Origin of the sequence: Photobacterium atrarenae (assembly GCF_024380015.1) — a bacterium.
GTDB lineage: Bacteria > Pseudomonadota > Gammaproteobacteria > Enterobacterales > Vibrionaceae > Photobacterium > Photobacterium atrarenae.
Map to the genome: position 1 here is coordinate 664,127 of NZ_CP101508.1, position 19,390 is coordinate 683,516.

Below are 19,390 nucleotides of genomic sequence, written 5' to 3' on the forward strand. Positions count from 1 at the left end.
AACGTTTGCGTCAATAAATTCATCTGGGTGATTCCTGAGCAAATGAAATGCATACCCCTACACGACGTGATGTAGTCTAGTGTATAATGGTGCGATTTTTTGAAAAATTTCTTGCTTAGGAGCCAGACATGAAAGTCGTTGAAGTAAACCACCCCCTGGTTAAACATAAGATTGGTCTTATGCGCGAAGGTGACATCAGCACGAAACGTTTCCGTGAATTGGCGACGGAAGTTGGTAGCCTGCTGACTTATGAAGCGACTTCAGACTTCGAAACCGAAAAGGTTACTATTGCAGGTTGGAACGGTCAAGTTGAGATCGACCAGATCAAAGGTAAGAAAGTAACCGTGGTACCAATCCTGCGTGCCGGTCTGGGGATGATGGATGGTGTGCTGGAGCATATGCCAAGCGCCCGTATCTCGACCGTCGGTATCTACCGTGACGAGGAAACGCTGGAGCCGGTACCGTATTTCCATAAGCTGGCTTCGAACATTGACGAGCGGATGGCGCTGGTCGTTGACCCGATGCTGGCCACCGGTGGCTCAATGATTGCGACAATAGATTTGCTGAAAGAGCATGGCTGTAAGTCAATCAAAGTACTGGTACTGGTTGCGGCGCCGGAAGGGGTGGCGGCACTGGAAAAAGCGCACCCGGATGTTGAGCTTTACACGGCAGCGATTGATCAGAAGCTCAATGACAAGGGCTACATCGTTCCGGGTCTGGGCGATGCCGGTGATAAAATCTTCGGGACCAAATAAGCTTCAACGCACGACAAACGAGAACCGGGCGCAGCCCGGTTTTTTCATGCCCGTCAGTTTGATTTGTAATACTAATCAAAGTAAGTAAGTGATCAAAAATAGCGTCGGAAAAATGTTTGAGAACAAGGCAGAATTTTTAGATAAGTAGTTATTCTACAATCAAAAATTCTAACGCAGTTATCGAGCATTTTAACAAGCTAGGATGACCCTTTATTTACTGCGATTGGTATAATATTCCAAGCGGTTTTCTGTGAGATAAAAACGCAGAAGCCTGGCTTCTGCGTTTTGGGGGACCGTACTGGCGCTGTGGTTGAAATTAACGCGGTGTTTCTTCCATTTGCGCGTTGTCGACCACGTGACTCTCGCCCAGATCATCGGGCAGGATCAGGTTAAGCACGATTGCCACGATCCCGCACAAGCTCACGCCTTGCAGGCTGAACTCGCCGATGCCGAATGCCATCCCGCCAATGCCGAACACCAGAGTCACGGCGACAATGACTAAGTTGCGCGCCTTGTGCAGGTCGACCTGATTTTTGATCAGGGTATTGAGGCCAACGGTGGCAATCGAGCCGAACAGCAGGATCATGATTCCGCCCATCACCGGCACCGGGATGGTTTGCAGGGAGGCGCCCAGTTTACCGACGAAGGCCAGCACCAACGCCGTCACCGCTCCCCAGGTCATAATGATTGGGTTGAAGGCTTTGGTCAGCATCACCGCGCCAGTGACTTCAGAATAAGTGGTGTTCGGTGGCGCACCAAATAGCGAAGCGGCCATGGTTGCGACGCCGTCACCGGCCATGGTCCGGTGCAGCCCCGGCTTTTTCAGGTAGTCTTTTCCGGTTACGTTGGAGATGGCCAGCATATCGCCGACATGCTCAACCGCCGGGGCAATGGCGACCGGGATCATAAACAGGATGGCGTTGATGTTAAATTCCGGGTACGTAAAGTTCGGCAGAGCGAGCCAGCTGGCCTCGGCCACCGGGGTGAAATCGACCACACCGAAGAACAGGCTGGTGGCGTAACCGGCAAGAATCCCGCCCATAATCGGCACCAGTTTGAAGAACCCTTTGGCAAAAACGCTCAGGCCAATCGTCACCAGCAAAGCGATGCTTGAGATCCACAGCGCGGCATCGGCATCGATTAGCTGCACGGCACCGTCACCCGTTTTGCCGAGCGCCATATTCACTGCGACCGGCGCCAAGCCCAGGCCAATCACCATGATGACCGGACCCACCACCACAGGTGGCAGCAGCTTATGAATAATCGCCACCCCACGAACCTTAATGACGGCGCTCATCAGGACGTAGACCACCCCGGCAGCCATCAGGCCGCTCATGGTTCCTGCAATGCCCCAGGTTTGGACGCCGTACATGATTGGAGCGATAAACGCAAAAGAGGAAGCGAGAAAGATGGGAACGGAGCGTTTGGTGATAAATTGAAAGAGGAGGGTACCAATCCCGGCGCCAAATAGCGCCACACTCGGATCCAGCCCGGTTAAAAGCGGTACCAGAACCAATGCACCAAATGCGACAAACAGCATTTGAGCGCCCTGTACAACCTGCATCATTGTTGTTTCCACCCTGTCTGAAAAAAAATCGCGGAATGCTAGCACGGATGTAATCGTTTGCCCATTTGTCGGGCCGGATAAAACCACTTGGCCACCAGGGATGTCGAATAATTCAATATAAGTCACCTTTTTTCGACTCTGTTACATTTTATTGCATGGTGCTCCATTGCAAATTCGGGGCAAAAAGGTTCCTGACGGGCGGTTCGGGATAGGCGATGGAAAAAAAGCGTACGTCCTGCGGGGGATTTTATGGCTGAAGCAGTTGCCGATATGGCCGGGTTCATTCTATGATCGGGCATTAAGTCAATGATGATATGAGTCTTCTAATGTTGCGTATTGCTCTACTCCTGTGTGCCTTCCTGGCCTGGCCGCTGAAAGCTGCGACGGTGACCAATTTGTATCAGGCAGAAGTGGTGTTGCCCGATACCGATCGGGCGTCTGAAACGAAAGCGCGTGAAGCGGCGCTGGCGCAGGTGCTGGTCAAAGTGTCCGGTCAAAGTGCGATCACCGAGAATGAGGTGATCCAAAAAGCGATGGCGAACAGCCGCGCTTATGTCAGCCAATTTGGTTACGGCAGCCGGGATGGCCAGCAAACCCTGTCGCTGGCGTTTGATCGGGGCCAAATCCGCAACCTGCTGACCCAGGCGAACGCAACATTGTGGCGGGAAGAGCGACCGAGCGTGCTGGTATGGCTGGTGAAAGATGCCAACCGTAACCGGGATATCGTCTGGGATCAGTCCGGCAGTGTCCTGACAACCCAGCTGAAACGGGCGGCCGATCAGCGGGGGGTTCCAGTGATGATGCCGATTGGTGATTTTGAAGATATCACCGCGATTAATATTCCGGATCTGTGGGGCGGTTTTATCCAGCCGATTGCCGGTGCCAGTGCCCGTTATCAGCCGGATGCCGTGCTGGTGGTTCGTTTGCGTCAATCCGGCGCCGATAGTGCGCAGCTTGGCTGGCAACTGTTTGCGGATTCGCCGGAGCAACTGACCAGCTCGCAAACGATGCCGGCGGAAGGCCGGGCGTCGGGCACTCCTGCCGACGCGCTGACCCAGATGATGGATCAGGTGGCCGATAGACTGGCTGCCAAATATGCCGTACCACTGGGCGGCGCGGCCAGTGATGCATTTGCGATTGAAGTCGCCAATATTCGCACCACAGAAGATTTCTTTGCCCTGGAGCGCTTGTTGACGAACCTCACTTCGGTGGCATCGGTGAATGCCAGCCGGCTCCAAGGCGATACCGTTACCTTTGCGGTGAATTTACTGAGCTCGGAAACTGCGTTTTATCAGGAGTTGGGACGAGATCAGCGCCTGAGCCGTGTGGTCCCGGACATGCCGCAGCCTGCGGAAGCGATGTCGCCAGAAGAAAAGTTACAGGTGCTTTATGCTGGTGTCGAAGCTGAGACCACGGTTGATCCGGATGCGGTCGATGTGTCAGCGACCCTGATGCAGCCCCGGACTGAAACCAATCAGTTTTACTGGTCGCCATAATCGAGTCTGGACATCAGCGCCTGGCTGGCTCGAACGAGAAAACAAAAAACCGGCAACCTCAGGGCTGCCGGTTTTTTATCGGGCGTGTTCACGGTGCTGTCCCGTGAACATCTCATCTTTTATTTCTCTTTCTTTTCGTGTGCTTCCCGCTCTTCTTTCTCGACCTGAGACAGCCTTTTGAGCTTGATGCCCAGCTCCCGGCCACGGTGACGGGCAAACAGGATGTTGGCGATAAACGCAGCAGCGGTAATGCCCAGCTCTATCAAGGCCAGCAGGCGTTCTCCTTCATCAATCCACAAAATGGTCAGGCCGTGGAGGAAATAGAACATGAGGATGAAGTTAGCCCAGGCGTGGGTATAGGGCCGGCCTTCTAAAATCCCCTTGAGCGGAAACAGCATCGGCAGGATCCACATTCCGGCGACGACCAGGTTATTGAGGTGCGGATGCGGAGAAATCACACTTTGCCACAAGCCGACCCAGAGGATCAGCGACAGGTTGGCGGTGAGTGCGAAGTAACGCAGGTTTTGCGTCGAAGGGCTCATCGGTGTCATGGTTGATCCTTTTATGCCGGATGCAGCTTTTTGGCGGTTTCAGCCAGGCGTTTGCCCAGCGCCTGCGCCAGGGCTGTTTCATCTTGATCCAGTCCGTGGTGGGGCGCGTGATTCAGGTGCGAAGCGCCATACGGTGTTCCGCCAGAGCGGGTCGTATGGAGCCGCGGTTCTGAATAGGGCAGCCCGACAATCAGCATACCGTGGTGGAGCAGGGGCAGCATCATCGATTGCAGCGTGGTTTCCTGGCCGCCGTGCATGGATGAAGAGGCGGTAAAGACGCAGGCGGGTTTGCCGATCAGCGTTCCCGAGAGCCACTGGGCACTGGTACTGTCGATGAAGTGTTTGAGCGGTGCTGCCATGTTGCCGAAACGAACCGGACTCCCCATGGCGAGCCCGGCGCAGGTTTTCAAGTCGTCGAGGGTGACGCAGGGGTCGCCATCGGCTGGCGATCCCGCGGTATATCCCTGGCTGTCTATGTCGGCCACGGTGCGCAGCACGGCTTCGCACCCGTCGATCTGCTCAATGCCGCGGGCAATGTGCCGGGCCAGCTGACGGGTACTGCCGTGGCGGCTGTAGTAAAGCACCAGGAGTTGATGCATTACAGGATATCCAGTACTTGCTCAGGCGGGCGCCCCATGGCTGCCTTGTCACCATTCACCACGATCGGACGCTCAATCAGCTTCGGGTTGGCTGCCATGGCTTCGAACAGCTGCGCTTCGGTAACGCTGGTTTCGCCCAGGCCCAGCTCTTTGTAAAGCGCTTCTTTAGTCCGCATCATGTCGCGGGCGGAAGTATAGCCCAGCTGGCTGAGCAGGGTTTTTAGTTGCTCAACATTCGGGGCCTGCTCCAGGTATTTGACAATCTCAGGGGTGATCCCTTTCTCTTCCAGTAATGCCAGGGTCTGGCAGCTCTTTGAGCAGCGCGGATTATGGTAAATAGTAACAGACATGAGCTCTCCAGTCGGTAGATGCATCCTGCTGCCCCGGGTGGGTTAGCAGGATGGGAAATAAATGTTGCGGCCCTATTGTAGTGGAACTGCAACCCGGAAGAAAAGCGAAGTGGCTCAGAGATCTGCGACTCGGGAGCGGGCCAGACGCAGCTGATCGATGCGGGCATCATAGCGGGCCTGATCGAGCGAATTCATTTCAACCAGCTGGCTGGCTTCAATGTAGTATTTAATTGCTTTGTCCCACTGGCCGCGCAGGGCCATCAGCTCGGCCCGGGCGGCCAGCTCGGCATCGCGGCGCCCGTTATGGGCGTAAGCCTGGGCCAGCAGGTACCAGCCGTTGGTATCGTCGGGATGGTCGTGGCTGTAGCGGTTCAGAATCGAAATGCTCTCGTGATGGCGACCGGCCTCCTGCAGGGCATCGGCCAGGTTCAGGCGCAGGACCTGATGCTCCGGGTTCGCTTTGAGCGCTTTCTCCAGCCGGGATATGGCCTGGTCATATTGTTTCTCATACAGATCCAGGTCGGTTGCGGCATCAATGTAAAACCGATTGTCCGGATCGCCTGCCAGCAGCGGATCGAGCAGGGCGTGGGCCTGCGGATACTGGCGGGCATCGATATGTACCAGCGCCTTGCCGTAGTTCAGCGCATCTTTGCGGACGCCGCGGGCTTTCTTCAGTTGGCGGTCAAACCAGTCCTGGGCAGCATCGCTGTCAATGCCGGCATAGCGGGCCACAATCCGGGCCCGGGCCAGTTGATAGCGCTCGGATGTGTTGAGCTTTTGGGCCGGATACTGGCTGGCCCGGCTACGGGAATCGGAAATACGTGATTCCGGCAGGGGGTGGGTCAGCAGCATGGCCGGCGGCGTGCTGGCATAGCGGTATTGGTCGGCCAGGCGACCGAAGAAACGTGGCATCGCCTGGACATCAAAGCCGGATTTGGCCAGGGTTGTAATGCCGATCCGATCGGCCTCTTTTTCATTACTGCGGGTATAGTTGATCTGTCCCTGCGCTGATGCGGCGGTGGTGGCATGGATGGCCGCCATCCCGGCTTCCGGGGAGGCGATGGCCAGCATCATCGAGCCGACCAGTGCCGCGATTGTCGCGGGTGACTTTCTGGCTTGATCTTCCATACTGCGTGCCAGGTGGCGTTGGGTTATGTGGGCGATTTCGTGGGCCACGACCGAGGCCAGCTCACTTTCAGTGTTGGCGTGCAAGAACAGCCCGCTGTGAATCGCAACATGGCCGCCGAAAAAGGCAAAGGCATTGATTTCACGGTTCTGGATCAGGAAAAAGTTAAACGGGGTGCGCACGTCACTGGCGTTGGCGACCAGACGATGGCCGAGATCCTGGATATACTCTGACAGCAAGGGATCGCTGATCACTGGCATACTGGCCCGCAGCATCCGCATGTAGGCATCACCGTATGCCATTTCCTTTTCAATCGTCAGGGTAGAGGCCGCAGTGGTGCCGATTTCCGGCAGGGCATTGAAATTATCTGCCCGGGCAGCCTGGCCGGGACCCAGCAGGGTTGCCAGGAGCAGGCAGAGGGGCGCTTTGTTCAATCGAATCATAGGTCTAATACAGCCGCCAGTCTGAGGTCCTTTTTGCCTGTCCTGCGGAGGTCGTGCGTGTGTTGCGTCGTCGCACCAACCGCTTGGGACAGGGGTAACTTACAGAGATATGACAACAAAACCACTGTCAGGTTTCTTTTTTGTGGTGACGATGTCCATTACAATACTCCGATGGATAATAACTGTCAGCATACCGGAATGGAAATCCCATCGCTCGATTTGACGGCGGAACGCTGCCCCATGGCTTTATTATTGGCCAAGCGGGCAACGAGAGCACTCCGATACGGTGAGAGCATGAAAATTCATCTCTCTGACACGGGGGCCAGACAAGATATTCCCCGATACCTGTTCAACCACGGATTTACTATCGAAGAGCAGGTTGCCAGTGCGCAATCGCTCGTAATTATTGTGACTAAAAGGCAGTAATGATTTTATGCTGGAAATGCTAAACCGCTGGTATCAGCGCCGATTCTCTGATCCTCATGCCGTCAGTCTGGTGGCCATTCTGCTGTTTGGCTTCCTGACGATTTATTTCTTCGGCAATTTGATTGCCCCGCTGTTGGTGGCGATTGTGCTGGCCTATCTACTCGAGTGGCCGGTGATGATGCTGGTACGCTTGAAGTTACCGCGAGTACTGGCGGTGATCCTGGTACTGCTGTTGTTTGTTGGGCTGATGGTGATGGCGATTTTCGGGCTGGTACCGACGATTTGGCACCAGGTCGGCAACCTGATTGCCGATGTTCCGACAATGTTTAACGGCTTGCAGCAATATGTTTCCAGTCTGCCGGAACGCTACCCGGATTTTGTTCAGCCGCATCAGATTGATACCTTTATGAACACTCTGCGCGAAAATGTCCTGGGGATGGGGGAGAGCGTGGTGAAAGGGTCACTCTCCTCGCTGGTCAGCCTGGCGACGCTGGCGGTGTATTTGATCCTGGTACCGCTACTGGTGTTCTTCCTGCTTAAAGATAAAGAGGAAATGCTGTCGACCTTCAAGGGGCTACTGCCGAAGAACCGCCGCCTGGCGAGCAAGGTCGGGATCGAGATGAACCAGCAGATCTCGAATTATATTCGCGGTAAGGTCACCGAGATCTTTATCGTCGGGATCGTCAGCTACATCACGTTTGCCGTCATGGATTTGCGCTATGCCGTGCTGCTGGGCGTGCTGGTTGGATTCTCGGTGCTGATCCCGTATATCGGCGCGGCTGCGGTGACCTTGCCGGTGGCCATGGTCGGTCTGTTCCAGTGGGGGGTCAGCCCGGATTTCTGGTGGTTGCTGGTGGCTTACGGCATCATCCAGGCACTGGACGGTAACGTCCTGGTACCGGTGTTATTCTCGGAAGCAGTCAACCTGCATCCGGTGGCGATCATCGTCGCGGTGCTGGTATTTGGCGGGCTGTGGGGGTTCTGGGGGGTGTTCTTCGCGATTCCGCTGGCGACTCTGGTCAAAGCGGTATGGCATGCGCTGCCGTCAACGGAAGTGCAGGAGCCGACGGATAACAGTGCGCCATAAGCGCAGGCAGCCTATCAACACAACAAAGGCCGCGGTGACATGCGGCCTTTTTCATGTGGTGCGCAGCACGTGTGTCTGCAACCTTAGCTGTCAGGTGATACTCAGCTGTTTTCGTTCAGGTAGCTCAGCACCACTTCATGGTGGTCTTTGGTTTTGAACTTGTTGAAGACGTGCTCAATCACACCATTCTCGTCAATCAGGAAGCTGATCCGGTGCAGGCCGTCGTAGACTTTGCCCATGAACTTTTTCTCCCCCCAGACGCCGAACTGATCCGCCACGGCATGGTCTTCGTCAGAGAGCAGGGTGAAGTTGAGGCTGTCGCGCTCGATAAATTTCGGCAGGCGTTTCACCGGATCGATACTGATCCCCAGCACTTCGACATTCAGTGCATCGAGCTCGGCTTTGCTGTCGCGTAAGGCGCAGGCTTGGGTGGTACAGCCCGGCGTCATGGCCTTTGGATAAAAGTAGGCCAGGACTTTCTTTCCCCGGAAATCAGACAGCGTGACAGGCTGGTTATCTTGGTTGAGCAGCGTGAAGTCTGGCGCAGGCGTACCGGCGGTCAAGGTCTTCATAGCGGTTTTCCTTATTGATTATGGCCGATAAAAGTCACATTGCCGGTGACCAGCAGGTCCTGGCAAAGTGCTTCATATTCTTCTTGTAAGGTCATTAAGTTACAGCCTTCAGGCAGGTTGGTGCTGATCTGTAACTGAAAGCGGCTCGGGCCGCCGGCTTGCTCTGCCTCGTGGGTATGGGCGCTGAGCGAGGCAATATCCACCGCTCGGGTAGCAAAAAAGTGGGTGAACTGCTCAATCAACCCCGGGCTGTCGTCAGCCTCGATATGGAAGTCAGCCGTGTATGGGAAGTAGCGGTACTCGTGCTTGGTCGTTCGTTTCATTACCGTGAGCAGATCATGCTCCTGGGCCTTGAGGGGCAGGGTCGACTCCACCCGGGAAACGGCATTGCTGTTACCGCTCAGCAGCATGATGAGGGTGAACTCACTGCCGAAAATGGCGATCCGGCTATCGACGATATTACAGCCGCAGTGGGTAATCAGCCGGGTGATTTCGTCTGAGATGCCCGGGCGATCCGTACCAACGGCCGTGATGACTAGGTAATGTTCCATATTTATACACATCGTATTCTTGATTATCTTCAGCATGGTAGCACAGTCATTGCAACTCAGGCTAATAGGGGAAGTCGCGATGTGCCGATTCCGTATCAGCCTGGAAACAACTGGAGAAATCTCCTGCAAAGTGCAGAGAATCCAGCAGATTAGCGGTAACTGAAAACGCTTGTTGAGTTCACTGATTTACATACTTCTGGCTTGTGTTTACTGTGACTGAAAAGTACCATGAAAGCTTACAAATATAGGGGAGATGGACATGTTTTCAGGAAGCATGGTAGCGCTAGTGACGCCGCTGGATGAAGCCGGTGAAGTGGATTACGCCAGCCTGGCATCATTAGTGGAATACCACATTGCAGCAGGGACAGATGCAATTGTGGCGGTCGGCACGACAGGAGAGTCGGCCACTCTCACGGTTGACGAGCATGTGAAGGTCGTATTGAAGACGCTGGAATATGCCAGTGGCCGTATTCCGGTGATTGCCGGGACCGGTGCCAATGCCACCCATGAAGCCATCACCTTCAGCAAATTGTTCTCGGGCAGCGGTGTTGCCGGTTGCCTGAGTGTCACACCTTATTACAACAAGCCGACTCAGGAAGGCTTGTACCAGCACTATAAAGCGATTTCTGAGGCCACGGATCTGCCACAGATCCTCTACAATGTGCCGGGCCGGACCGCCGTGGACATGCTGCCGGAAACTGTTGCCCGTCTGGCAAAGCTAGAGAATATCGTTGGGATCAAAGATGCGACCGGTGATTTGTCGCGGGTTCAGAAAACCCGGGAACTTTGTGGCGAAGATTTTATCCAACTGAGCGGCGATGATGCCACGGGACTGGAATTTGTTGCGGCCGGTGGCCACGGGGTGATTTCGGTAACGGCCAACGTGGCCGCTGCGGAGATGGCTACCATGTTCAAGCTGGCCCGCAACGGTCAGCTGGACGCGGCACGAGAAATCGATGCGCGGCTGATGCCATTGCACAAGCATTTGTTTATCGAATCCAATCCAATCCCGGTGAAATGGGCAGCACACCAGTTGGGGCTGATTAAGCACAGCACCTTGCGTCTGCCGCTGACGGAGCTGAGCGAGTCGGCGCAGCCTGTTGTTGCTGAAGCGCTGAAAGATGCCAATGTGCTGCTGTAATTTTGCGAGCGTAGGTAGGAGCGCAGAAACTGAATGAAGAATCAATACAGGCTGGCGATCACGGCAGTGATGGTCGCGACGCTGGCTGGATGCTCGGGTGGGGCGGAACGCCGCCGCCAGGCAAACCAGGATTTTAACTATCTGGATACCAAGCCGCTGCAATCCTGGAATGTACCGGCGGGGGCCCAACTGTCCCAGGTCGATGATTATCGTATCCCGGCGCAGAGCTATCCGGGAGCACTGGGGCGTGAGGTCGATATTCGTCCGCCGCAACAGGTGCTGACCCTGATCCCGGGCACCCGCGTCATAAATGATACGCAAGGCGTAACTCTGGTGCTGGCCAAGCCGGCCGATCAGATCAAGCTGTGGCGAATGACGCAAAATATCCTGACCGAGCGTAATGTTCCGTTACTGAGCCAATCAGCGGATGTGATCGAGACGGACTGGGTCAGCTGGGAGCAGGGTGATGAAGATGTGGTGGTCAGCAGCCGCTACCGGATTGAGAAATCGGTCGTGAACAACCAGCCGACTTACCGCATTATCCTGACGGACTGGCGTGAAGGGGGAACGGATGTGCCGGTCTCTGCGAGCAACAAAGAGCGCTACAGCATTCTGATGACCAACCTGATGATGGCGCGCTATGATCTTCAGGAGCGTGAACTGGCCCGCCAGCGTGCGCAGGAGCTGGTGAAACAGATACCGATTTCGATGGGTAAAGATCGCAGCGGCTTGCCGGTGATTATAGCCCGCGCACCATACAATGTGTTCTGGGAACGTCTGCCGGACTTGCTGACGCAGTTGGGCTTTACGGTTGAAGGGCGCAACCGCTCGCAAGGGATTGTGGAAGTTGAGTTTCGTGCGCCGGATGATGAGTTCTGGACTGAGCTGGGCACGAAGCCGATCCAGCTCAACAATCGCTCGTACCGCTTGCAGCTGGGCGATCTGGGTAACCGGACGTCGATTAACGTGACCAACCCCGATGGCAAACCGGTCACCGAAGCGGCGCTGGAAAGCCTGGCCCCGGTATTTGCCGCAGCCGTTGAGCGCGACAATCAAACTGACGGCTAATCCGTTTTATACCAATCAAAGTAAGTCAGTGATCAGAAATAGCGCCGGAAAAATGTTTGAGAACAAGGCAGAATTTTTAGATAAGTAGTTATTCTACAATCAAAAATTCTAACGCAGTTATCGAGCATTTGATCAAGCTAGGATGACCAGTTATTTACTGCGATTGGTATTAGGTTGCAGATACAAAAAAACCGCCGCGGCAAACCGGGCGGTTTTTTTGTACCTGTGCTGTTTCGCAAGGTGGTTGAAATGAGCCTGGGTGATCAAGGCTCATTTCAACGCTGGAAGCGGGCCTTACTTGACCTCTTCCCCTTTGGCCTGTAGATCGGCATGGTAAGAAGAGCGGACAAACGGACCACAGGCGGCGTGGGTGAAGCCCAGCTCCAGTGCAATCTCTTTCAGCTCTTCAAACTCGGAAGGCGGCACGTAGCGCTCGACCGGCAGGTGGTGACGACTTGGTGCCAGGTACTGACCCAGGGTCAGCATGGTCACGCCGTGAGCACGCAGATCCTTGAGTACTTCGACGATCTCTTCTTTGGTCTCACCCAGGCCCATCATCAGGCCGGACTTGGTCGGTACCTCAGGGTGCATTTCTTTGAACTTCTTCAGCAGATCCAGCGACCACTGGTAGTTGGCGCCCGGACGGGCCTTGCGGTACAGGCGTGGCGCAGTTTCCAGGTTGTGGTTAAACACATCCGGCGGATTGTCACGCAGGATCTCCAGGGCGCGGTCCATCCGGCCGCGGAAGTCCGGGACCAGGGTCTCGATCTTGATGTCCGGGTTCTTGGCTCGGATCTCACGGGTACAGTCGGCAAAGTGCTGGGCACCGCCGTCACGCAGGTCATCGCGGTCGACCGAGGTCACCACGACATAGCGCAGTTTCATGTCGGCAATCGTCTGGGCCAGCTGAGTCGGCTCTTCGGCATTCGGTGGCAGCGGACGGCCATGAGCAACATCACAGAACGGACAGCGGCGGGTACAGATGGCACCCAGGATCATAAAGGTGGCAGTGCCGTGGCTGAAACATTCGGCCAGGTTCGGACAGGAGGCCTCTTCACAGACGGAGTGAAGGTTGTTCTTGCGCATCGCGGACTTGATGTCACGGATGCGCTGACTGTCTGCCGGCAGCTTGATTTTCATCCATTCCGGCTTACGCAGAACCGCTTTCGGCGCTTCTTCCGCAACATTACGGACCGGGATCAGCGCCATTTTATCGGCATCGCGGTATTTGACACCTTGTTCGATTTTGATTGGTTTGCTCATGAATTGCTTTCCGTTATCCACTCAACGCTCTGGTATTGGAGCAGTTTGACAAGCTCTTCTATTAGTACAGGCTGAACGTCTGCCAGTTCAGATGGGCCATTTAGGGATGCTGTCTGGGTCATTTCCATGCCCTGATACCCGCAAGGGTTGATCCGTAAAAATGGCGCCAGGTCCATATTGATATTGAGTGCCAGACCATGAAAAGAGCAACCACGCCGGATGCGCAGCCCGAGGGAGCATATCTTCTTCCCCTCGACATACACGCCAGGGGCATCCGGGCGGGCGTTTGACTCGATCCCGAACTGGGACAGAGTATTAATGACCGTATTTTCAATATGTGTGACCAGCTCGCGCACACCGATTTTTTTGCGGCGCAGGTCGATCAGAACGTACGCGACTTGCTGACCTGGGCCGTGATAGGTTACCTGGCCGCCGCGATCACTTTGTACCACAGGGATGTCACCGGTGTTAAGCAGATGCTCTGTTTTTCCCGCCTGACCCTGAGTGAAGACCGGATGATGTTCAACCAGCCACACTTCGTCTGTGGTGTCGGTGTCGCGTTGATCGGTGAAATCGTGCATGGCTTGCCAAGTTTGCTCGTACGCTCGGCGGCCAAGGTTCCGAATGATAATGTTCTGTTGCAATTTAACACCCATATTGTCGCCAGGCTCTGCCTGGATCAATGTCTCCCGCGGTCCGGGTACATTATAAGACTCGGCAGGTGAGGGTTCAGCTGCCAGATTGTAGGGGCTTTTAGGGTGAGTTAGAGTACGACACGAACGATATCGATTTCACCCAGCTCTTTGTAAAGCGTTTCAACCTGCTCAATGGAGGTTGCCGTGATCGACACGGACACGGCACTGTAGGTGCCTTTGCCACTTGGTTTTACGACTGGGCTGTAGTCGCCCGGGGCATGACGCTGGATCACTTCCACAACACGATCCGGCAGCTCAGGCTTATTATAACCCATGACCTTGTACGTGAACTTGCACGGAAACTCTAACAGGTCTTTTAGTTTTGGCTGTTCTTGCGGCTGCATTCTGAACTCCAGGAATTGTATTCGGTACGACTGTGGTTTAGCCGAGCATATTAATGGCTCAACCGGGAGAACACAAGCATCGGCCGGGGCCCTGATGTGCAAAAGAGGCAACCTGGGTTGCCTCTTTTCTTGCGTTTTCAATGCGCTGGATTAGCTCAGCCAGCCTTTAAACAGCAGCATAATATAGTCGATTAAACGACTGAACAGGCCACCTTCGTTGACATCGTTGAGGGCCAGCAGCGGGTACTCGGCAATGTCTTCTTCACCGACACGGTAGTATAGCTTACCGACCACATCGCCCTTGGCGATCGGTGCCTTGAGCTCTTTTTCCAGCACGAAGCTGGCCTTGAGATCTTTGGTCTGGCCGCGCGGCAGGGTGACAAAGGTATCTTCGCTCACGCCCAGGGAGACTTCATCGCTGTCCCCCATCCATACTTTCTCGGTGACAAAGGTTTCGTTGGCCTTGTGCGGGGAGACGGTTTCAAAGAAACGGAAGCCATAGTTCAGCAGCTTCTTGCTTTCGGCTTTTCGGGCATTCGGGCTGTTGGTGCCCATCACCACGGAGATCAGGCGCATCTGGCCCTCGGTCGCCGTGCTCACCAGGCTATAGCCGGCATTGTTGGTATGACCGGTTTTCAGGCCGTCGACATTGAGGCTTTTATCCCACAGCAGGCTGTTGCGGTTGTACTGGGTGATACCGTTGTAAGTGAACGATTTTTCCTTGTAGATGGCAAACTCGTCCGGGACGTCACGGATCAGGCCCTGTGCCAGCAGCGCCATGTCATATGGCGTGGTGTACAGGTCCGGGTTATCCAGGCCGTGCACGTTGGCAAAATGGGTGGAATCCATCCCCAGGGTGCGGGCCCAGGCATTCATCAGATCAACAAATGAGTCTTCTGAGCCGGCAACATGTTCGGCCATCGCGACACAAGCGTCGTTGCCGGACTGGATCACAATCCCGCGGTTGAGGTCCGAAACTTTCACCTCGCTGCCGACCTCAATGAACATTTTCGAGGAGCCCGGGAAATTCTTGGCCCAGGCATTCTTGCTGATCACCACTGTGTCATCCATCGAGATGTTGCCGCGGTTGATCTCCTGGCCGATGACGTAGCTGGTCATCATTTTGGTCAGGCTGGCAGGAGGGATCTTGTCGTATTCTTTGTTGCCGGCCAGAATTTTGCCGGAATGGTAGTCCATCAGGACATAGCCTTTCGCAGCAATTTGAGGCGCTTCAGGCACAACTGCCGGCGCCGCAGCTACAGAAGCTGAAGCGAGCAGTGTCGCAGAGACAGCCACAGAACGAATGAGTGCAGCAGATTTATTCATGATAGTTGTAACTTAGTTTGTCGAGTGCAAAAAACTGTACACACTATATCAGATTGAACATTGAGCACCAGTTTTGCGGCCGGTTCGATCGCAGGCGCGCAAGCGGAGCTGTTGATAGCCGTGTGTCAGACTGTATTCAGGCTGCCTGCGCTCAGAGTGTTTGCTCTGACTGGCGCTGGGCAGAAATGATAAACGCTTGCGGGTAGCGGCCGGACTGGGCCTTATCCCGCTGAGCAATGGCTTCATCGCGATCGGCGTAGGGGCCAAGCCGTAGCCGGTAGAGCTCGGCAGCCTCGGCCTTGACCATGTCCACCGACGTTGCAAAGTCCTGTGCCAGCTGTTTGGCGATGGCCTGGGCCCGGGCCTGGTCGGTGACGGCAGCCAACTGGACAAAATAGACATTGGGGTTGGCGCTTTGCCACTCATCACTATTGGCTGGCTTCGGCACCCGGATCAGCTCGATTTTGACCGGCGCGGTGCCGTATTTGACCACATCCAGCTTGGTCGCTGCTGCCATGCTCAAGTCGATGATCCGGCCGTCATGGAACGGGCCGCGGTCATTGACCCGGACCACGGCGGTTTTGCCGTTGCGGGTGTTGGTCACTTTGACATAACTTGGCAGCGGCAGGGTCTTGTGTGCCGCCGTCATGGAATACATGTCATAAATTTCGCCGTTCGAGGTCTGGTGGCCATGGAATTTTTTGCCATACCAGGACGCAAAGCCTTCCTCGGTGAAGGGCTGGCGGGGATCGACAATTTGGTAGTCTTTGCCCCGCAGGGTGTAATCCTTGTTGCCGGCCAGGCTCCGCGGCTCGTAACGCGGCTGGGCATCTTCAATATGGTGCAGGGTTGGTGATGACTCAGGCGCTGTATCATCTGCCATTTCATAGCGTTTGTGATCGGATACCGAGCTACAGCCTGCCAGGAGGATGAGCAATAATAAAGGAGTTACGCGCATTCAGGTCGCCTTAGACAACATTTTTCTGTGGGTGTGGATAGACATCAGGATCCCGAAACCAGCCATCAGGGTGACCATGGAGGTCCCGCCATAGCTGACCAGCGGCAGGGGCACCCCGACCACAGGTAACAGACCACTGACCATGCAAATGTTTACGAAAATATAAACAAAGAAACTCAATACGATACTGCCGGCCATCATCCGCCCGAACGCGGTCTGTGCCCGACTGGCCAGTAGCAGGCCGCGGCCGATGATAAACAGGTAGAGGCCGAGCAGGCAGATAACGCCGATCAGCCCCCATTCTTCGGCGATCACGGCGAAGATAAAGTCGGTATGACGCTCGGGCAGAAATTCCAGCTGTGACTGGGTGCCCTGCATCCAGCCTTTGCCGGTCAAACCGCCGGAGCCGATGGCAATTTTGGATTGAATAATATGGTAGCCGGCCCCGAGCGGGTCGGATTCCGGGTTAAACAGGGTTAGCACCCGGGTGCGCTGGTAATCGTGCATCAAAAACAGCCACAGCACCGGGATAAAGGCGCTGAGCAACACTGCCGCAGCCCCGATAATTTTCCAGCTGATCCCGGATAGGAACAGGACAAAGACTCCGGAGGCTGCGATCAGGATCGAGGTGCCGAGATCCGGTTGCTTAGCAATCAGGATGGTCGGAACGAAAATCATGGTCAGCGCAATGACGATGTTGCGAAAGCTCGGCGGCAGTGGCTGGTTACCGATAAAGCGGGCGACCATCAGCGGCACTGCCAGCTTGATCAGCTCCGAGGGCTGGAAACGGACAAAACCCAGGTTGAGCCAGCGTTGCGCCCCTTTGGAGATTTCCCCGAAGGCCAGGACCCCGATCAGCAACAACAGCCCGACCCCGAACAAATAGGGGGCCCAGGCCTCATAATGGCGCGGCGCAATCTGGGCCAGAATGAACATCACGCCCAGTGACAGGCACATCCGCACCGCCTGGCGCTCCATCATCGCCAGGTTCTGGCCACTGGCACTGTACATGACCACCAGGGCAAACCCCATCAGGGCCAGGATCCCCAGCAGCAGCGGCATGTCGAGATGCAGACGATCGCTCAGGGTGCGTTTATTGCCGGTTGCGGCCATCACATTCATCGGTTTACCTCGGTTAGCTTAGGAGCGGTGACGGACAAGGGCTGCGGCTCAGGTTTGAGCAGCATATGATCGAAAATTTTCCGCGCCACCGGGCCGCCGTTTGATGAGCCACCGCCGGCATTCTCTAGCACCATGGAGACCACGACTTCCGGATTTTCATAAGGCGCGAAGGCGGTAAACAGGGCATGGTCACGCAAGTGCTCTTCCAGCTCTTCAGCGTTGTATTCTTCATCTTCGGCCAGACCGAACACCTGGGCTGAGCCGGACTTGCCCCCGGCTTTATATTCGGCGCCGTAGAACGCACGCCGTGCGGTCCCGCGCTTGCCGAACAGGACCCGGTACATCCCGTCTTTGGCGATCTGCCAGTGTTTCGGGTTCACATTGTCAATTGGCGGATACTCATCAAAAATCGCCGGCATTTCCGTTTCATTGTCGATGATATCTTTCAGCAGGTGCGGGGCTCGGACCACGCCGTTGTTGACCAGTACCGTGGTGGCTTTGGCAATCTGCATCGGCGTTGCGGTCCAGTAACCCTGGCCGATCCCGACCGGAATGGTATCGCCCTGGTACCACGGCTGACGGAAACGGGCCTGTTTCCACTCACGGGTTGGCATGTTGGCTTTGCTTTCTTCATGAATATCGATTCCGGTATATTCGCCGAAACCAAAGCGGCTCATCCAGTCTGACAGACGGTCAATACCCAGGTCATAGGCGATCTGGTAGAAGAAGGTATCGACCGATTCTTCAATCGCTTTGTGGATATTCACCCGGCCGTGACCCCAGCGTAGCCAGTCCCGGAACGGACGGCTCTTGGAGTTCGGGATCTTCCAGTACCCTGGGTCGTTGCGGGTGGTGCGCGGGGTGATCACCCCTTCAGTCAGCGCGGCCACGGCGATCATGGGTTTCACCGTGGAAGCCGGCGGATAGATTCCCAGGGTGACCCGGTTAACCAGCGGCCGGTTTTTATCATGCAGCAGTGCCCGGTAGGCTTTGCCGGAGATGCCGTGGACAAACAGGTTCGGATCGTAGCTCGGGCTCGAGACCATTGCCAGCACGGACGAGTCGCGCGGGTCGAGCACCACCACGGAGCCTCGCTTGTGCTTGACGATTTCTTCGCCGCTATCCGGATCCTGTGTGCGTTCGGTTAGCAGCTCCTGAACGTAGAGCTGCAATTCGATATCCAGGTTGAGGCGAATGTCTTTTCCCGGGATCGGCGGGACATATTTCAGGGTCCGGATCACCCGGCCGCGGCTGTTAACTTCCACCTCCTGGTAGCCGGATGTGCCATGGAGCAGATCTTCGTAATATTTCTCGATCCCCAGTTTGCCGATGTCCCGGGTGGCTTTATAGTTATTGAGTTTGTCGTTGTCTTCCAAACGGCGCAGGTCGCGGTCATTGATCTTGGCCACATAACCCAGGACATGAGTTAGGGCTTTGCCGTACGGATAGTAGCGCTTAAGGTAGGCTTTGACCTCAACGCCGGGGAATTTGTGCTGGTTGACCGAAAACAGAGCGACCTGGTGTTCGCTGAGCTGGCTCAGGATGGGGACGGACTTAAAGCGCCGGGTGCGGCGGCGCTCTTTACGAAAGCGTTCGATGTTTTCATCGGTGATCCCCATCAGGATCTTGAGCTGGGCGAAGGTCTGTTCGAGATCCGGGACTTTCTCGGTGGTGATTTCCAGCGAGTAGACCGGGCGGTTTTCAGCCAGCAGAATACCGTTGCGGTCATAAATCAGGCCACGGTTGGGGGCGACCGGAACAATTTTGATCCGGTTATCATTGGAACGGGTTTGATAGTCGTCGTGCTGACTGACCTGAATGTGGTATAGGTTGGTCAGCAGCACGCCGACCAGCACGACGATGCCGGCAAATGAGACAAGCGCCCGGCGAAAAAACAGTGCCGATTCAGCGCGATGATCGCGGATCTGGGTTCGCTTTTGTCTCATTGGC

General features: G+C 55.5%; 20 protein-coding genes. 6 read left to right on the forward strand and 14 right to left on the reverse strand.

The features are described 5' to 3' along the window. The first annotated feature begins 128 nt into the window (after positions 1–128). A complete protein-coding gene (upp, locus tag NNL38_RS03295; protein WP_255389629.1) occupies positions 129–755 on the forward strand; it encodes a uracil phosphoribosyltransferase in 627 nt (208 codons plus the stop codon). Positions 756–1,071: 316 nt separating this feature from the next. Here upp and NNL38_RS03300 read toward each other — a convergent pair whose 3' ends face one another. Beyond that, entirely contained in the window at positions 1,072–2,322 is a 1,251-nt protein-coding gene (locus tag NNL38_RS03300; RefSeq protein ID WP_255389630.1) for a uracil-xanthine permease family protein, read from the reverse strand. A gap of 326 nt (positions 2,323–2,648) precedes the next feature. Between NNL38_RS03300 and NNL38_RS03305 the strand changes: the two genes are divergently transcribed. Next, positions 2,649–3,818 (forward strand): DUF2066 domain-containing protein, encoded by a 1,170-nt coding sequence (locus tag NNL38_RS03305; RefSeq protein WP_255389631.1) that lies wholly within the window; start codon positions 2,649–2,651, stop codon positions 3,816–3,818. Positions 3,819–3,937: 119 nt separating this feature from the next. Here NNL38_RS03305 and NNL38_RS03310 read toward each other — a convergent pair whose 3' ends face one another. The 4 genes from NNL38_RS03310 to bepA all read right to left on the reverse strand — a co-directional run bounded on the left by NNL38_RS03310 (position 3,938) and on the right by bepA (position 6,887). Further along, positions 3,938–4,369 carry a DUF2069 domain-containing protein gene (locus NNL38_RS03310; protein WP_255389632.1) on the reverse strand — a complete coding sequence of 144 codons (432 nt, stop codon included), beginning with the start codon at positions 4,367–4,369 and terminating at the stop codon, positions 3,938–3,940. 11 nt (positions 4,370–4,380) lie between these two features. Further along, complete coding sequence (gene wrbA / locus NNL38_RS03315) at positions 4,381–4,968, reverse strand: NAD(P)H:quinone oxidoreductase (protein ID WP_255389633.1); 588 nt, start codon at positions 4,966–4,968, stop codon at positions 4,381–4,383. Then, positions 4,968–5,318, reverse strand: a complete 351-nt coding sequence (gene arsC, locus NNL38_RS03320) for an arsenate reductase (glutaredoxin) (protein ID WP_255389634.1) — start codon at positions 5,316–5,318, stop codon at positions 4,968–4,970. Before arsC ends, wrbA begins: the two co-directional genes overlap by 1 nt. A 114-nt stretch (positions 5,319–5,432) precedes the next feature. Beyond that, positions 5,433–6,887, reverse strand: a complete 1,455-nt coding sequence (gene bepA, locus NNL38_RS03325; RefSeq protein ID WP_255389635.1) for a beta-barrel assembly-enhancing protease — start codon at positions 6,885–6,887, stop codon at positions 5,433–5,435. A gap of 198 nt (positions 6,888–7,085) precedes the next feature. Here bepA and NNL38_RS03330 point away from each other — a divergent pair, with 198 nt between their 5' ends. After that, entirely contained in the window at positions 7,086–7,313 is a 228-nt protein-coding gene (locus tag NNL38_RS03330) for a sulfurtransferase TusA family protein (protein WP_255389636.1), read from the forward strand. 7 nt (positions 7,314–7,320) lie between these two features. Further along, positions 7,321–8,400 carry an AI-2E family transporter gene (locus NNL38_RS03335; RefSeq protein ID WP_255389637.1) on the forward strand — a complete coding sequence of 360 codons (1,080 nt, stop codon included), beginning with the start codon at positions 7,321–7,323 and terminating at the stop codon, positions 8,398–8,400. 101 nt (positions 8,401–8,501) lie between these two features. Here the strand turns inward: NNL38_RS03335 and bcp are convergent, their stop codons facing one another. After that, complete coding sequence (gene bcp / locus NNL38_RS03340) at positions 8,502–8,972, reverse strand: thioredoxin-dependent thiol peroxidase (protein ID WP_255389638.1); 471 nt, start codon at positions 8,970–8,972, stop codon at positions 8,502–8,504. An 11-nt stretch (positions 8,973–8,983) separates the two neighbouring features. Continuing rightward, positions 8,984–9,523: an ACT domain-containing protein gene (locus NNL38_RS03345; RefSeq protein WP_255389639.1), complete on the reverse strand. Its 540-nt coding sequence runs from the start codon at positions 9,521–9,523 to the stop codon at positions 8,984–8,986. Between the two features lie 259 nt (positions 9,524–9,782). Between NNL38_RS03345 and dapA the strand changes: the two genes are divergently transcribed. Both dapA and bamC read left to right on the forward strand, forming a co-directional pair. After that, the gene (gene dapA, locus NNL38_RS03350; protein WP_255389641.1) at positions 9,783–10,664 is read left to right on the forward strand and encodes a 4-hydroxy-tetrahydrodipicolinate synthase; all 882 of its coding nucleotides are present in this window, start codon (positions 9,783–9,785) and stop codon (positions 10,662–10,664) included. Positions 10,665–10,697: 33 nt separating this feature from the next. Next, positions 10,698–11,732: an outer membrane protein assembly factor BamC gene (gene bamC, locus NNL38_RS03355; protein ID WP_255389642.1), complete on the forward strand. Its 1,035-nt coding sequence runs from the start codon at positions 10,698–10,700 to the stop codon at positions 11,730–11,732. A gap of 294 nt (positions 11,733–12,026) precedes the next feature. Here bamC and lipA read toward each other — a convergent pair whose 3' ends face one another. The 7 genes from lipA to mrdA form a co-directional block, all read right to left on the reverse strand. Further along, positions 12,027–12,995: a lipoyl synthase gene (lipA, locus tag NNL38_RS03360; protein WP_255389643.1), complete on the reverse strand. Its 969-nt coding sequence runs from the start codon at positions 12,993–12,995 to the stop codon at positions 12,027–12,029. Next, positions 12,992–13,651 carry a lipoyl(octanoyl) transferase LipB gene (lipB, locus tag NNL38_RS03365; RefSeq protein ID WP_439651369.1) on the reverse strand — a complete coding sequence of 220 codons (660 nt, stop codon included), beginning with the start codon at positions 13,649–13,651 and terminating at the stop codon, positions 12,992–12,994. The genes lipA and lipB overlap by 4 nt, the downstream gene beginning before the upstream one ends. A gap of 107 nt (positions 13,652–13,758) precedes the next feature. Continuing rightward, a complete protein-coding gene (gene ybeD, locus NNL38_RS03370; RefSeq protein ID WP_255389644.1) occupies positions 13,759–14,034 on the reverse strand; it encodes a DUF493 family protein YbeD in 276 nt (91 codons plus the stop codon). Between the two features lie 150 nt (positions 14,035–14,184). Then, positions 14,185–15,360: a serine hydrolase gene (locus NNL38_RS03375; protein WP_255389645.1), complete on the reverse strand. Its 1,176-nt coding sequence runs from the start codon at positions 15,358–15,360 to the stop codon at positions 14,185–14,187. A 151-nt stretch (positions 15,361–15,511) separates the two neighbouring features. Further along, a complete protein-coding gene (locus NNL38_RS03380) occupies positions 15,512–16,318 on the reverse strand; it encodes a septal ring lytic transglycosylase RlpA family protein (protein ID WP_255389646.1) in 807 nt (268 codons plus the stop codon). Next, the gene (gene mrdB, locus NNL38_RS03385; RefSeq protein ID WP_255389647.1) at positions 16,319–17,440 is read right to left on the reverse strand and encodes a peptidoglycan glycosyltransferase MrdB; all 1,122 of its coding nucleotides are present in this window, start codon (positions 17,438–17,440) and stop codon (positions 16,319–16,321) included. After that, entirely contained in the window at positions 17,437–19,386 is a 1,950-nt protein-coding gene (mrdA, locus tag NNL38_RS03390) for a penicillin-binding protein 2 (RefSeq protein ID WP_255389648.1), read from the reverse strand. The genes mrdB and mrdA overlap by 4 nt, the downstream gene beginning before the upstream one ends. Between the last annotated feature and the right edge of the window lie 4 nt (positions 19,387–19,390).

Bases quoted from the DNA above. Each gene is read 5' to 3' on its own strand.
- dapA (WP_255389641.1), top strand. From the start codon at position 9,783: ATGTTTTCAGGAAGCATGGTAGCGCTAGTGACGCCGCTGGATGAAGCC.
- bcp (WP_255389638.1), bottom strand. From the start codon at position 8,972: ATGAAGACCTTGACCGCCGGTACGCCTGCGCCAGACTTCACGCTGCTC.
- NNL38_RS03300 (WP_255389630.1), bottom strand. From the start codon at position 2,322: ATGATGCAGGTTGTACAGGGCGCTCAAATGCTGTTTGTCGCATTTGGT.
- mrdB (WP_255389647.1), bottom strand. From the start codon at position 17,440: ATGAATGTGATGGCCGCAACCGGCAATAAACGCACCCTGAGCGATCGT.
- lipA (WP_255389643.1), bottom strand. From the start codon at position 12,995: ATGAGCAAACCAATCAAAATCGAACAAGGTGTCAAATACCGCGATGCC.
- arsC (WP_255389634.1), bottom strand. From the start codon at position 5,318: ATGTCTGTTACTATTTACCATAATCCGCGCTGCTCAAAGAGCTGCCAG.
- bepA (WP_255389635.1), bottom strand. From the start codon at position 6,887: ATGATTCGATTGAACAAAGCGCCCCTCTGCCTGCTCCTGGCAACCCTG.
- ybeD (WP_255389644.1), bottom strand. From the start codon at position 14,034: ATGCAGCCGCAAGAACAGCCAAAACTAAAAGACCTGTTAGAGTTTCCG.
- NNL38_RS03305 (WP_255389631.1), top strand. From the start codon at position 2,649: ATGTTGCGTATTGCTCTACTCCTGTGTGCCTTCCTGGCCTGGCCGCTG.
- mrdA (WP_255389648.1), bottom strand. From the start codon at position 19,386: ATGAGACAAAAGCGAACCCAGATCCGCGATCATCGCGCTGAATCGGCA.
- NNL38_RS03335 (WP_255389637.1), top strand. From the start codon at position 7,321: ATGCTGGAAATGCTAAACCGCTGGTATCAGCGCCGATTCTCTGATCCT.
- bamC (WP_255389642.1), top strand. From the start codon at position 10,698: ATGAAGAATCAATACAGGCTGGCGATCACGGCAGTGATGGTCGCGACG.
- upp (WP_255389629.1), top strand. From the start codon at position 129: ATGAAAGTCGTTGAAGTAAACCACCCCCTGGTTAAACATAAGATTGGT.
- NNL38_RS03380 (WP_255389646.1), bottom strand. From the start codon at position 16,318: ATGCGCGTAACTCCTTTATTATTGCTCATCCTCCTGGCAGGCTGTAGC.
- NNL38_RS03310 (WP_255389632.1), bottom strand. From the start codon at position 4,369: ATGACACCGATGAGCCCTTCGACGCAAAACCTGCGTTACTTCGCACTC.
- wrbA (WP_255389633.1), bottom strand. From the start codon at position 4,968: ATGCATCAACTCCTGGTGCTTTACTACAGCCGCCACGGCAGTACCCGT.
- NNL38_RS03345 (WP_255389639.1), bottom strand. From the start codon at position 9,523: ATGGAACATTACCTAGTCATCACGGCCGTTGGTACGGATCGCCCGGGC.
- NNL38_RS03330 (WP_255389636.1), top strand. From the start codon at position 7,086: ATGGAAATCCCATCGCTCGATTTGACGGCGGAACGCTGCCCCATGGCT.
- lipB (WP_439651369.1), bottom strand. From the start codon at position 13,651: ATGGGTGTTAAATTGCAACAGAACATTATCATTCGGAACCTTGGCCGC.
- NNL38_RS03375 (WP_255389645.1), bottom strand. From the start codon at position 15,360: ATGAATAAATCTGCTGCACTCATTCGTTCTGTGGCTGTCTCTGCGACA.